The following is a 12,764-nucleotide window of genomic DNA, read 5'->3' as shown; positions in this document are numbered from 1 at the left end:
CATATCTGCTCTTGAATAGATGTAGTGGGGTTTTTCAGATCAGATAAATATAAGCAATCTCGCTTCCTCTCAATAAATCCATCTGTGGTTTACCTGCGTAAATGACACAAACGGGCTTTATCATGGGGTGGAGACGATGAACGTTGGTAACAACACAAGACCATTGGAAAGGTCAGTATCGTGACACAGGCAACCGGACGAAAAACTGCTCCGTTGGCAGTCGCACCTCTGAGAAGTAAAGCAGCGCAACAAATCTGCACAATAATAATAAGAAGTTTCCGCTGCGATCAGCGGATAGTCAGGGGATGTAAGGGAATAATGATGCAGCAGGCGAAATCTCTCTTTCTTCTTCTTGCGGGACTGGCTGTAACGGGTAGTAGCCGTGCTGCATGGGAAGTCAATATGACCGAAGGTGTGACGGCGGTCAGCCGGAATATCTACGGACTCCATATGACCATATTGATGATCTGTGTCGTGATTGGCCTGATTGTCTTTGGTGTCATGTTTTATTCCATTTTCAAGCACCGTAAATCCAAGGGCGCAGTAGCTCACCAGTTTCATGAAAGCACACTGGTTGAGATTGTATGGACATCCATTCCTTTTCTGATCCTGGTGCTGATGGCCATTCCGGCGACCAAAACGCTGGTGGAAATCTACAATACTGACGAGGCCGACATTGATATCAAAATTACCGGCTATCAGTGGAAGTGGCAGTATGAATATGTCGGAGAAGGTGTCTCTTTTTTCAGTAACCTCAGTACACCCCGGGAACAGATCCGGAATGTTCGGGACAAGAACCCCAACTATCTTCTGGAAGTGGATGAGCCGCTGGTGATTCCTGTGGATAAAAAAGTTCGCTTTCTGGTAACCGCTGCTGACGTGATTCACTCCTGGTGGGTGCCTGCCCTGGCAGTCAAGCGTGACGCCATTCCCGGATTTATCAACGAAGCCTGGACCAATATTGAAGTGCCCGGTACTTACCGCGGGCAGTGTGCCGAACTGTGTGGTAAGGATCATGGCTATATGCCCATTGTGGTTGAGGCCAAGTCACAGGAAGACTATGACGCCTGGCTGCAGGCGAAAAAAACCGCAGCGGGCAAAGAGCGTGAGCTGACCGATAAAACATGGACCATGGCGGAATTGATGGACAGAGGTGAGCAGGCCTACACAAAGGCTTGCGCTGTATGTCACCAGCCCAACGGTGCCGGCATGCCGCCGATCTTCCCGGCACTGAAAGGCAGCCCGATGGCCACTGAAGCGGATCAGATCGGAGCACATGTCGATATTGTTATGAACGGTAAGAAGGGGTCGGCAATGCAGGCCTTTGCCGGCCAGTTGAGTGAGGTGGACCTTGCTGCCGTGATCACCTATGAGCGGAATGCCTGGGGCAATGACACCGGTGAAATGGTGACCCCTAAAGAGATTGTGGAGTACAAGAAAACTGGCGAATACGTAGAAGATCCGGCCAAGCAGACCATGCCAGATAACCAGCAGGCGAGCCTGTAAGGAGAGTAGATATGACTTCGGTAACAGATACTGCTTCTTCCCTGGATCAGGAGCATCATCACGGGCCTGCCAAAGGGTTGATGCGTTGGGTTCTGACCACCAACCACAAAGACATTGGCTCCATGTACCTGTGGTTCAGCTTCATTATGTTTCTGACCGGTGGGGCCATGGCCATGATCATTCGGGCTGAGCTGTTCCAGCCCGGACTGCAGATTGTCGAGCCGGCTTTTTTCAACCAGATGACCACGATGCACGGTTTGATCATGGTATTCGGTGCCGTTATGCCGGCTTTTGTCGGGTTGGCTAACTGGATGATTCCCATGATGATCGGGGCTCCGGATATGGCCATGCCCCGGATGAACAACTGGAGCTTCTGGATTCTGCCCTTTGCTGCCGTGATGCTGGTGAGCACCTTGTTTATGGAAGGTGGTGGCCCCAACTTCGGCTGGACCTTTTATGCGCCACTATCTACAGACTATGCACCGCCTTCAACAACATTTTTCATCTTTGCGATCCACATGCTCGGGATCTCTTCCATCATGGGGGCGATTAATATTATCGCGACCATTCTGAACCTCAGAGCCCCCGGGATGACCATGATGAAAATGCCCATGTTTGTCTGGACCTGGCTGATCACGGCTTATCTGCTGATCGCGGTAATGCCGGTGCTGGCGGGTGCAGTGACCATGATGTTGATGGATATTCATTTTGGTACCAGTTTTTTCAATGCCGGTGGTGGTGGTGATCCGGTACTGTTCCAGCATATTTTCTGGTTCTTTGGGCATCCGGAAGTGTACATCATGATCCTCCCCTCCTTCGGGATCGTCTCCGCCATTATTCCGGCATTTGCACGCAAACCCCTGTTTGGCTATACCTCCATGGTGTACGCCACCGCCAGTATCGCCTTTCTGTCGTTTATTGTCTGGGCGCATCACATGTTCACAGTGGGCATCCCGCTGATTGGCGAGCTGTTTTTTATGTACGCCACCATGCTGATTGCGGTACCCACCGGGGTAAAGATATTCAACTGGGTGACCACCATGTTCCGTGGTTCCATGACCTTTGAAACCCCGATGCTCTTCTCCACCGCGTTTGTGGTGCTCTTTACCATTGGTGGTTTCTCGGGGCTGATGCTGTCAATTGCCCCTGCTGATTTCCAATACCACGACACCTATTTCGTGGTGGCTCATTTCCACTATGTACTGGTGCCGGGGGCAATTTTTGCCATCTATGCTGCCTGCTATTACTGGCTGCCAAAATGGACTGGCTATATGTATGACGAGACGCTGGCCAAAGTGCATTTCTGGATGTCCTTTATCGGGATGAACCTGACGTTCTTCCCGATGCACTTTGTCGGGCTGGCGGGCATGCCACGCAGGATTCCGGACTACGCACTGCAGTTTGCCAACTTCAATGAAATGGCCAGTATTGGTGGTTTTATGTTTGGAACCACGCAGCTCCTGTTCCTGTTTATCGTGATTAAATGCATCAGGGGGGGAGCAAAAGCTGAGGCCAAGCCCTGGGAAGGTTCTGAAGGATTAGAGTGGAGTGTGCCATCACCAGCGCCCTATCACACCTTCACCACACCACCGGATGTAAAGTAAACGACAGGAGTCTGTATGAGTGAACAGGATAGAGAGCAGCCTGAAGCCATCGAGCATTCAACTCGTCGTACTGTCATTCGCTCCATACTCGTAGCTTGTGGCATGTTCGGTTTTGGTTTTGCCATGGTGCCACTGTACAACGTGTTCTGTCAGGTGACTGGCCTGAACGGCAAGACGGATCCTGACCCATACATGTACAAGGCGGCAGAAGCCAAAGTGGATACCAGCCGCGATATCAAGGTGCAATTTGTAGCCACGAAGAATGCGGGTATGAGCTGGGACTTTTACCCCAGTACCCCCCAGGTCACTGTGCATCCCGGCGAACCGGGCCTGCTCAACTTTGTTGCGAAAAACCCCACGGGTAAAACAATAGTGGGCCAGGCCATTCCCAGTGTGACGCCGTTTGAAGCCACCAACTTTCTGCATAAGGTCGAGTGTTTTTGTTTTACCACACAGACGTTGCAGCCATGGGAAGAAAAGGTGATGCCACTGCGGATTATCGTTGATCAGGATCTGCCGAAGCATATAAAAAAGCTAACCTTGTCTTATACGCTGTTTGATGTAACCCATTTAAACTGAATGTTTTGAGCTTTATTTTCTAAAGAAGATTGTTCGGGAGAAAAGGCGTACTCCCTGTCAGATCAGGAGAGGTGAAAGAAAGTATTATGGCTACCGAAGGTACCTACTACGTTCCGGCCCAAAGTAAATGGCCAATCATTGCGTCTATTGGACTTTTTCTGACCCTTCTCGGGGCCGGCATGATGATGAATGACATGAGCGCCGGTGTTAAGGACTCTAGTGCACACTATGTGTTTTACGCCGGTGGCCTGATTATGGCCTGGATGCTGTTTGGCTGGTTCGGCAATGTCATCCAGGAGTCCCGGGCCGGGCTTTACAGCCCGCAGATGGACCGGACATTCCGTTGGGGAATGTTCTGGTTTATTTTTTCCGAAGTGATGTTCTTTGCCGCACTGTTTGGCACCCTGTTCTATGTTCGGGTTCTGGCCGTCCCCTGGCTTGCCGGTGAGGGTGAAGGGGCGATGACCCACGAAATGCTCTGGCCAGATTTTACTGCGAGCTGGCCACTGATGGTGAATCCGGACAATGATCTTTTTGTGGGCGCTGCCGATGTTGTGGATCCCTTTCACCTGCCGCTGTTGAATACGCTTCTGCTGGTTGCTTCCAGTATCACACTGACACTGGCCCACCATGCACTGCGCGCTAATGACCGCTACAAGATAAAACTGTGGTTGATTCTGACGCTGATACTCGGCACCGCATTCCTGTTTTTCCAGGTTGAAGAGTACATTGAGGCTTATAACGAACTGGGGTTGACCCTCAGTGCTGGTATTTATGGCTCAACCTTCTTCCTGTTGACCGGTTTTCACGGTGCTCATGTAACCCTGGGAGCCATTATGCTGGCGGTGATGCTGGTGCGGGTTTATCAGGGGCATTTTGAGGCGGATAACCATTTTGCCTTTGAAGCCGCCAGCTGGTACTGGCACTTTGTGGATGTTGTATGGGTTGGACTGTTTATTTTCGTTTATCTGATTTAACGGTTATCGATACAACCAGGGTGCCTGGCTGTGGATATCTCCATGAAGCCAGGCGGCGACAATAATCACCATAATCAAAACAGTGAGACCGATACGAACTTTCAGGGAGTTCAGCAGTTTGGGCGAACTCTTCTTCTCAGTCAGCAAAAAATAAAAGCCGGTACCCAGACTGATAACCACGGCAATAAAAAGAACAATAACGACGAATTTTATCCACATATTCCTGACTCAAGAAAGTTATCCACAAGGCAAACTCCTGAGATGAACTCAGTATTTTCCGCACTTTCTGGGACACAATAGCATAGAAAGACAGTTCACTTGATGTTTGGATTCAGATTGAAGTTGACCCTGTTAGTGATTGCCACCCTGCCGGTACTGGTGAGTCTGGGCTTCTGGCAGCTATCACGTTACGAGCAAAAGTTGATGCTGGAGCAGGCTTATGAGTCTCGCCATGCTCTTGAGCCGTTGTCACTTTCCCAGGCTCAACGTCACGAAGATCCTTTGTATCTCCCTTTTACGGTGAGCGGCCGGTTTGACCCGGATCGCTACTTTCTTTTGGATAATCAGGTTTTCCAGGGCGAGGCCGGGTATGAGCTGTTCATGCCGTTTCTGACCGATGACGGAGCATGGTTGTTGATTGACCGGGGTTGGATTGTCGCTGGTGATCGGGAACGACTGCCGGAGGTGATGACAGATCCGGAGCATCTGATACTGACCGGCTTTGCGTATAAGCCCCTGGGCAAACCCTTTATGCTGGCGGAAGACATCTGGGAAGAAGGCTGGCCGAAACGCATCCAGGCGTTTGACTCACTGAAAATATCCGAAGCCATAGAGAGCACGACGCCGGATTTTTACATGGTGCTCAGAGCCGGTCAGCCGGGTGCTGAACAGATGCGCCCAATGGTGATTAATCTGAAATCAGAGAAGCACTTGGGCTACGCCTTTCAATGGTTTGCCATGGCACTGGTCCTGCTCTTGCTGTATGGGTTCCAGATGATTCGCTCAGGTAAACAAAAACAAGCATGACGTGTGAGGTGATCATGACCAAGACAACCACGAATAAGAATCGGCTGCAGCTTGCCCTTGTCATTTTGATCCCATCCATGGCTATGGGGATGGCCTGGATTATGTACTTTACCGGGGCGTGGATACCAGAAGGAAGAACCAATAAAGGCGAGCTTTTACTACCACCGGCCCAGTTTGCCGCGCTGCATCTTCAGGATGGTGAAAAGAGTGTAGATGCCGCAGAAACAGAGGGCCTCTGGCGAGTGGTGGTGTTTGGCAGTGCCCGTTGTGAAGAGTCTGATTGTGTCGCCAGCCTGTATAAAACTCGTCAGGTGCATATTGCCCTGGGAAAAGAGTCTGAACGGGTGACCCGGTTTTACATTGCTCCGGAAAAACCGGTGCCCTCCTCAGAACTTGAAACGGAACATCCGGGCATTTACTGGCTGAACGCGGACAAAAACCATGTGCAAACCGCGCTCGGCCTTAAGCACTGGCCAGAGAACCGTATTTTTATCATTGATCCGCTGGGTAATCTGATCATGGGATACCGGGTTGATCAGCCCGGGGGTGATGTGCTGAAAGATCTGCAAAAGCTGCTGAAAGCGTCCAATATCGGTTAATGGGTACTAAATGATTATTGCGTCATTGGTTTTTGATTAATGTGGTATTTTTTGGTTAAAAAAAGGGTTGGTAATGGGTAGTCAACTCACTGGAGTGGCAATGAAGAAAAAAGGATTTTATCTGGCGCTGATCGCAACACTGCTGGCAAGCATTGTGGTTGGTGTGGGTGCCTATACCAGGCTGGTGCATGCCGGGCTGGGCTGTCCTGACTGGCCCGGCTGTTATGGTTTTCTGACTGTGCCGGATACTCAGCAGGAGATTGCCCATGCCGAGTCGCTCTTTCCGGAGGCTCCGGTTGAAGTAGATAAGGGCTGGGCAGAGATGATCCACCGTTATGTGGCTGGTTCCCTGATGCTCCTGGTGTTGATGATTGTTATTCAGGCATTCAGACACCGGCGTGAGCCGGGTCAGCCGTTCAAGCTACCCATTCTGATCCTTGCATTGATTACCCTGCAGGCCGCTTTTGGTATGTGGACCGTCACACTAAAACTATGGCCCCAGGTTGTAACTGCTCATTTGCTGGGCGGTTTTGCCACCTTCAGTCTGTTGTTTCTCTTAACGTTGAGGTTGTCCGGCGTGCATCGAGAAAAGGTGCCGGATAAGCCGTTCCTGTTCCTGAAGTGGCTGGCGGTGTTCAGTCTGGTGCTGGTGGTTGGTCAGGTCAGTCTTGGTGGTTGGACCAGCTCCAACTATGCAGCCCTTGCCTGCCCTGATTTGCCAATGTGTCAGGGTCAGTGGCTGCCACCCATGAATTTTGCAGAAGGATTTGATGTCGGGCAGGATATTGGTCCGAATTATCTGGGTGGGCAGCTGCATGCTGAGGCCAGAACCGCCATACATTTTGCCCACAGAGTGGGAGCAATACTGGTAGTAATATTGCTGACGTTGCAAATGTTTATTGCGCTCAGGGTGTCTTTCAGGGTTGGCGGTTCTATAGGATCAACGGTTCGAAAACTGATGCTGCTGGTTATGGTTATGTTGACGGTCCAGGTGGGCCTTGGCCTGAGCAATATCATCTGGAGCCTGCCGTTGAGTATTGCCGTAGCCCATAATCTGGGTGGTGCCTTGTTGTTGCTATCACTGGTGGCCTATAACTACTTCTTATTCGGCGGTGCTCTTAAGAAAAGTGGTTTGAACAACAGTTTGCAGGATTTGCAGGAAAGAGAGGGCTGAGCATGAGTCAAAGTAATGTATTACCGGCAGGGAGTACCCACTGGAAGGATTATCTTGAGCTGACCAAGCCGAAGGTGGTCGCGCTGATGATCTTAACGTCGGTTATTGGTATGTACCTGGCAACACCCGGTTGGGTACCTCTGGATATTCTGTTCTTTGGTAACCTGGGCATTGCTCTCTGTGCCGGTGCCGCAGCGGTGATCAATCATGTCGTTGACCGACAGATCGATACGGTGATGGCGAGAACCCATAATCGTCCGGTGGCCACCGGTCGGGTTGAACCGCTCCAGGCGGTCATTTTTGCCTTTATTATTGGTTCACTGGGAATGGCCATGCTGTTTGTGCTGGTTAATCCTCTGACCGCCTGGTTAACATTTGCCTCCCTGATGGGCTATGCGGTGGTGTATACGCTGATTCTGAAACGGGCAACGCCACAGAATATTGTTATTGGTGGTTTGGCCGGGGCAGCTCCTCCCCTGCTCGGCTGGACTGCCGTGGCCGGACAGTTTGAAGGCCATGGCCTTTTGCTGGTACTGATTATTTTTGCCTGGACGCCGCCTCACTTCTGGGCCCTGGCGATCCATCGCAAGGAGGAGTATGCCAAAGCGGATGTTCCCATGTTGCCAGTTACCCATGGTGAGGCTTACACCAAACTTCATATTCTGCTCTACACCATCATCATGTTTATGGTCACCCTGTTGCCATTCCTGACGGGTATGAGTGGGGTGATCTATCTGATGGGTGCAACCATCCTGGGAGCACGCTTTTTATACTGGTCCATTGTCCTGCTACGTGACAGCAGACCTCACGCCGCCATCAAGACCTTCAGGTTTTCAATTACCTATTTGATGCTGTTATTTGTGGTGTTACTGGTGGACCACTATTCATTTTATCTCTGGGTGTAAGGAGTCCCTGTGGACACAGAAAGGAGTAAAGGGGTGAAAAAGACGGTCACTATTTTACTGGCAGCCGTTGCTGTTGTGCTCGGGGTGACGGCGAATAAATTTATCAACAAGCCAGCGTTATCCAAAGAGCAGCTGCAACAGATGGGGGCGGTGGTGTTTGAAACACCCAGGGCTTTCACTATGGATGGGCTGGTTGACCATAACGGCCAGCCATTTGTCGCAGAAAATCTTAAGGGGCGCTGGAGCCTGGTCTATTTCGGTTTTACCTTCTGCCCTGATATCTGCCCGGCAACGCTCAGTCAGTTAAATAAGCTGGACGCACTGCTCAAGGAGAAGTCGCCAAGTCTGGCGAAAGAGATGCAATACCTGATGGTGACGGTGGACCCGCGAAGAGACACCCCTGACAAACTGAAAGGCTATGTACCCTACTTTAATAAGGACTTCACCGGCATTACCGGAGAAATCGCTGGTGTTTATAACCTGGCGGTTCAGATGAATGTCCCGTTCACCCCGGTGGTTGATCCTGAGGATGAGTTTTATCTGGTGGATCACGGTGCCAATCTGGCCCTGGTTAATCCGCAAGGACACTATCACGGGTTTATACGGCCACCGTTGGAACCCGGTAAGCTCAGGACTGTGTTGTTAAGTATTGACAAGAGCCAGTGAGTCTTGATTTTTACAATCCTTTTGATGTTAAAGCCAGCGGATGCTGGCTTTGCAAATTAATAGAGAGTTCCAACCAAAAGTTTTTACGTGGCAGCGGTCTGATCGAAAGTACGATGGGTCAAGAATCGGTCCGAATCATTTCAAGCTCGATAAATTTACTGATTTCATAAACCAGGTCAATGGCTAAATTCGCCAATTGTGTGAAGTTTTCAGCTTCCTCAGGCGTTCGTATATTATGTTTGAAATTATTTCTTTTATTCATATTCATTAAAGGTGTCTTGAAGAAGGCGTGAATATCAAGAAAGGTTTCAATACCGTGTGGCTTTAACAATTCCTCATCAAGCTGGACCAGGTCGAGAACAGGATTGCTGGTTGTTCTTTGATAATAATCAATCGCTTCCTGGAGATCTTCTTCTGGTGTGTGCGCTTCAATAAAACGCAGGTGATAATGTTCCTTTAGCAAATTTATTAATGGTCGTTTGATTTTTTCTATATAATTAATGATTGCTCTTTTTTGTTGATTGGTTTTACTGTTTGTTTCATCATCCAAAGGTTTGTAATCAGGGATTTTAGTGGTTAAAGCTACCAACTGTTCCATGTAGGCTACTAATGGGTGATTTGGCAGCCATCGGGCCAGTTCCTTTTTGTACGCAACAGCGTCATGATATTTTGTGATGATGACATCGATAGCAATGTCCGCTAATGTACGCTTAAGAGGAGTATTCAAAGTAATTATTTTATCTGTTGTCGTACTGCCCTTTAAAATGGTTACCTCAGAATGCTGATTATAAAGTTGATCAGTAATCACTTTAGCAGCCATTGCAAGTGATCCATCTGCTGTTTCTGTAAGTACTTTTGTATTTTTAGCAAATCTTGGTAATTCTTTTTCATCACTGATCATTCCTAAATATATTGCCAATTCTCCTACTGTAGGTTTAAGTTGAAATGGTTCTTCGATGACCAAAATTTTTCTGGTTAAAAGTTTCCCTGCCATTCCTTTAATAAACCATGGAGATAACTTCTCATTTTCTGCTGGTGAAGGTGTGTTTACAGGACTTTGTTCCCCGGAAACACTGGGCTGCTGTGAGGGTAACTGCTCAAAAACTGTTGGCAGATTTTTCTGAAACTGCTCTACCGCCTGGTATTTCCGTTGAGAGTTCCACTGATAATGAGGTTGTGCCGACAGTTTCTGAGCAGTCCTGCTCAAATGAAAAAGCTGATAATTCAACTGACACTGGGGATCTGCCAGAAGCTTTTGAGCAGTTAACTGCGAGGCTGGTTCTGCTTTTTCGAGTGCATTTTGAGAAGCTACCCACGGAGTACTGGTATCAAGATCTTTTTTTAGTAGTATTTGGATATCCGCAGGCAGTATGCCAATTTTTCTAATGCCGTGCTCAATGCAGACCAGATAATGTTCTCCTTCATCAATATCAACGGATTCAACTGGATCTTGTTCAGTTGAGACAAATTTTTTAGGTGAAATCTGTAAACGGGCAAACGATTGAGTATATTTGTTGTGCTCAGAAATATTCGGAAAATTTATTTTCATAACTTCTCTCGCATTCGTTAAGTTTGCCTGACTTTGCACGAAAAGCCTTGAGCAGCAGGCTTTTCGAGCAGGTTTCTGTATTGTGAACTCGCAGACTCAGGTTTTATTATTGCTTTCTTTTTATCAACCGGGTGATTAAAAAAAGTAAAAAACTGGCTACAACCACTGAAGGGGCAGCAGGCGTGTCCAGATACCATGAAGCCGCCAGGCCTCCGGACACACCAAGGATGCCAAGCAGTGCTGAAACAATCACCATCTGCTCTGGGGTGCGCGCCAGCCGCTGGGCGGTCGCTGCCGGAATAATCATCAGGGAGGTAATCAGCAGGACACCGACTATCTTCATGGCTACGGCGATCACCAGGGCCATTAGCAGGGTTAGCGTCATTCTGAGTTTCCTGACCGGAATGCCCTCCACCTGGGCCAGCTCGGCATGAACAGACATGGACAACAACGGTTTCCAGAGCCATGCCAGTGTCGCCAGAACCAGGGCACCTCCTCCGTAAATCCAGTAAAGGTCCGAGGGGCCGGTTGCCAGCAGGTCACCGAACAGATAGGACATCATATCTACCCGAACATTATCCGCAAAGCTAACGGTGACCAGACCAATGGATAGCGAACTGTGGGCAAGGATTCCCAGCAGGGTGTCGGAAGCCATTTGTTGTTTTTCCTGGAAGCTGACCAGGATAGCGGCAATCATCAGTGAACTGGCGATAACGGCCAGGTTGATATTGATATCCAGCATCAGCCCCAGTGAAACCCCCAGCAGAGCAGAGTGAGAGAGGGTATCACCGAAATAAGCCATACGCCGCCAGACCACAAAGCAGCCCAGTGGTGCTGCCAGAAGAGCCACGCCATAGCCTGCCAGTAAGGCAGATAAGAGAATATCCGGCATCATTGTTTTCCTTCAGATACAGGGCTTTGTGGCTCAAGAATATGCCCGTCAACGCCATGATGGTGGTCGTGATGGTGAGTATATACCGCCAGCTCGTCCGACTCTCCACCAAACAGGCGAAGGTACGCCGGGTGTTGTTTAACCTGGTGAGGGTGGCCGGAGCAGCAGACGTGTTGATTGATGCAAATGACTTTGTCGGTGGATGCCATAACCAGATGGAGGTCGTGGGACACCATCAGCACGGCGCAGTGCTCACGGTCTCTGGATGCGTTGCGAATCTCCGTGATCAGCTGGTAAAGCTCCTTTTGTCCGGTGACATCAACCCCCTGCACCGGTTCATCCAGCACCAGCAGGTGAGGTTTATGCAGCAGTGCCCGGGCCAGCAGAACCCTTTGCAGCTCACCACCCGACAGCGATTGCAGGGGAGACTGGAGCACATGGCTGACGCCGGTTCGCCCAAGGGCGTCTTGAACGGCGGTTAAACGACAACCGGTCAGCCTCAGGAACCGGTTGACTGTCAGTGGCATGGAGTCATCAATATGAAGCTTTTGCGGCATGTAGCCAATGCGCAGCCCTTTTCTGACGGAGCGCTGGCCGGATGTGGGTTCCTGCAATCCAAGGGCTACCCGTACAAGGGTGGTTTTTCCTGCACCGTTCGGGCCTATCAGGGTAACGATTTCACCGGGATTCACCTGCAGATCGATCCCGGTCAGTACCTCTCTGTTCTGGAACTTCATCCAGATATTGCTCAACTCTATTAATGGTTGATTCATAATATGTAATTATTCAATTCGTTTTGCAGTTGGTGCATAAACCAGCCAGCTCTATTGAGGCATCCGCAATGATAAAGCCGTGTTCACTGGCACAGTCTTCCAGGGAATGTTCAATGGCCGGGTGTTCAATTTCAATGGTGGTCCGGCATTGGGTACAGATCAGAAAGCAGCTGTTATGTGGTGTGCTCGGATGGCTGCAGCCAATGTAGGCATTGATGGATGACAAGCGATGGACCAGCCCTTGCTCCCGGAGAAAATCCAATGCCCTGTAGACGGTGGGGGGCTGGGCGGGTTTGGACTCTCCCTGAGTCAGTTCTGCCAGTATTTCATAGGCCCCGACCGGGCAATGGCTCTGCCAGACCAGCTCTAACACCCTTTCTCTGAGGGGCGTCAGGCGGATATTGCGGCTCCGGCAAAGTAAACGGGCTTCATTCAAAGCATCTTTGATACAGTGCTGATGGTTATGGTCTCTGTAGGGATTAAAGCAAGACATGATCCGATCGAATAAACTGTT

General features: G+C 49.7%; 14 protein-coding genes. 9 read left to right on the top strand and 5 right to left on the bottom strand.

Annotated elements, in window-relative coordinates; genetic code table 11:
- Positions 1-318: 318 nt before the first annotated feature.
- From coxB to CX664_RS03300, 4 genes are all read left to right on the top strand, one after another.
- Positions 319-1,506, top strand: coding sequence for a cytochrome c oxidase subunit II (gene coxB, locus CX664_RS03315; RefSeq protein WP_101745354.1), 1,188 nt, complete (start codon positions 319-321; stop codon positions 1,504-1,506).
- 11 nt (positions 1,507-1,517) lie between these two features.
- A complete protein-coding gene (gene ctaD / locus CX664_RS03310; RefSeq protein WP_101745353.1) occupies positions 1,518-3,110 on the top strand; it encodes a cytochrome c oxidase subunit I in 1,593 nt (530 codons plus the stop codon).
- A gap of 15 nt (positions 3,111-3,125) precedes the next feature.
- Positions 3,126-3,689 (top strand): cytochrome c oxidase assembly protein, encoded by a 564-nt coding sequence (locus tag CX664_RS03305; protein WP_101745352.1) that lies wholly within the window; start codon positions 3,126-3,128, stop codon positions 3,687-3,689.
- An 86-nt stretch (positions 3,690-3,775) separates the two neighbouring features.
- The gene (locus CX664_RS03300) at positions 3,776-4,666 is read left to right on the top strand and encodes a cytochrome c oxidase subunit 3 (protein ID WP_101745385.1); all 891 of its coding nucleotides are present in this window, start codon (positions 3,776-3,778) and stop codon (positions 4,664-4,666) included.
- 3 nt (positions 4,667-4,669) lie between these two features.
- Here CX664_RS03300 and CX664_RS03295 read toward each other — a convergent pair whose 3' ends face one another.
- Positions 4,670-4,885, bottom strand: coding sequence for a DUF2909 domain-containing protein (locus tag CX664_RS03295; protein WP_101745351.1), 216 nt, complete (start codon positions 4,883-4,885; stop codon positions 4,670-4,672).
- A gap of 102 nt (positions 4,886-4,987) precedes the next feature.
- Between CX664_RS03295 and CX664_RS03290 the strand changes: the two genes are divergently transcribed.
- The 5 genes from CX664_RS03290 to CX664_RS03270 all read left to right on the top strand — a co-directional run bounded on the left by CX664_RS03290 (position 4,988) and on the right by CX664_RS03270 (position 9,036).
- Positions 4,988-5,692 (top strand): SURF1 family protein, encoded by a 705-nt coding sequence (locus tag CX664_RS03290; RefSeq protein ID WP_101745350.1) that lies wholly within the window; start codon positions 4,988-4,990, stop codon positions 5,690-5,692.
- 14 nt (positions 5,693-5,706) lie between these two features.
- Positions 5,707-6,291, top strand: a complete 585-nt coding sequence (locus tag CX664_RS03285) for a hypothetical protein (RefSeq protein ID WP_145999791.1) — start codon at positions 5,707-5,709, stop codon at positions 6,289-6,291.
- A 73-nt stretch (positions 6,292-6,364) separates the two neighbouring features.
- Entirely contained in the window at positions 6,365-7,465 is a 1,101-nt protein-coding gene (locus tag CX664_RS03280; protein WP_101745348.1) for a COX15/CtaA family protein, read from the top strand.
- 2 nt (positions 7,466-7,467) lie between these two features.
- Entirely contained in the window at positions 7,468-8,370 is a 903-nt protein-coding gene (gene cyoE / locus CX664_RS03275; protein ID WP_101745347.1) for a heme o synthase, read from the top strand.
- Between the two features lie 9 nt (positions 8,371-8,379).
- Complete coding sequence (locus tag CX664_RS03270; protein WP_101745346.1) at positions 8,380-9,036, top strand: SCO family protein; 657 nt, start codon at positions 8,380-8,382, stop codon at positions 9,034-9,036.
- A gap of 118 nt (positions 9,037-9,154) precedes the next feature.
- On the opposite strand, the gene CX664_RS03265 is transcribed toward CX664_RS03270, so the two are convergent.
- The 4 genes from CX664_RS03265 to CX664_RS03250 all read right to left on the bottom strand — a co-directional run bounded on the left by CX664_RS03265 (position 9,155) and on the right by CX664_RS03250 (position 12,743).
- On the bottom strand, positions 9,155-10,624 hold the full coding sequence (locus CX664_RS03265) for a hypothetical protein (RefSeq protein ID WP_145999790.1): 1,470 nt from the start codon (positions 10,622-10,624) through the stop codon (positions 9,155-9,157).
- A 67-nt stretch (positions 10,625-10,691) separates the two neighbouring features.
- Positions 10,692-11,477, bottom strand: coding sequence for a zinc ABC transporter permease subunit ZnuB (gene znuB / locus CX664_RS03260; RefSeq protein ID WP_101745344.1), 786 nt, complete (start codon positions 11,475-11,477; stop codon positions 10,692-10,694).
- Positions 11,477-12,250 carry a zinc ABC transporter ATP-binding protein ZnuC gene (gene znuC / locus CX664_RS03255; protein ID WP_101745343.1) on the bottom strand — a complete coding sequence of 258 codons (774 nt, stop codon included), beginning with the start codon at positions 12,248-12,250 and terminating at the stop codon, positions 11,477-11,479. The genes znuB and znuC overlap by 1 nt, the downstream gene beginning before the upstream one ends.
- Before the next feature lie 13 nt (positions 12,251-12,263).
- Positions 12,264-12,743, bottom strand: a complete 480-nt coding sequence (locus tag CX664_RS03250; RefSeq protein WP_101745342.1) for a Fur family transcriptional regulator — start codon at positions 12,741-12,743, stop codon at positions 12,264-12,266.
- Between the last annotated feature and the right edge of the window lie 21 nt (positions 12,744-12,764).

The organism is Endozoicomonas acroporae (assembly GCF_002864045.1).
In the GTDB taxonomy this organism is placed as follows: domain Bacteria; phylum Pseudomonadota; class Gammaproteobacteria; order Pseudomonadales; family Endozoicomonadaceae; genus Endozoicomonas; species Endozoicomonas acroporae.
The sequence above is the reverse complement of the archived record's forward strand: the minus strand, read 5'-3'. Positions and strand labels throughout refer to the sequence as shown.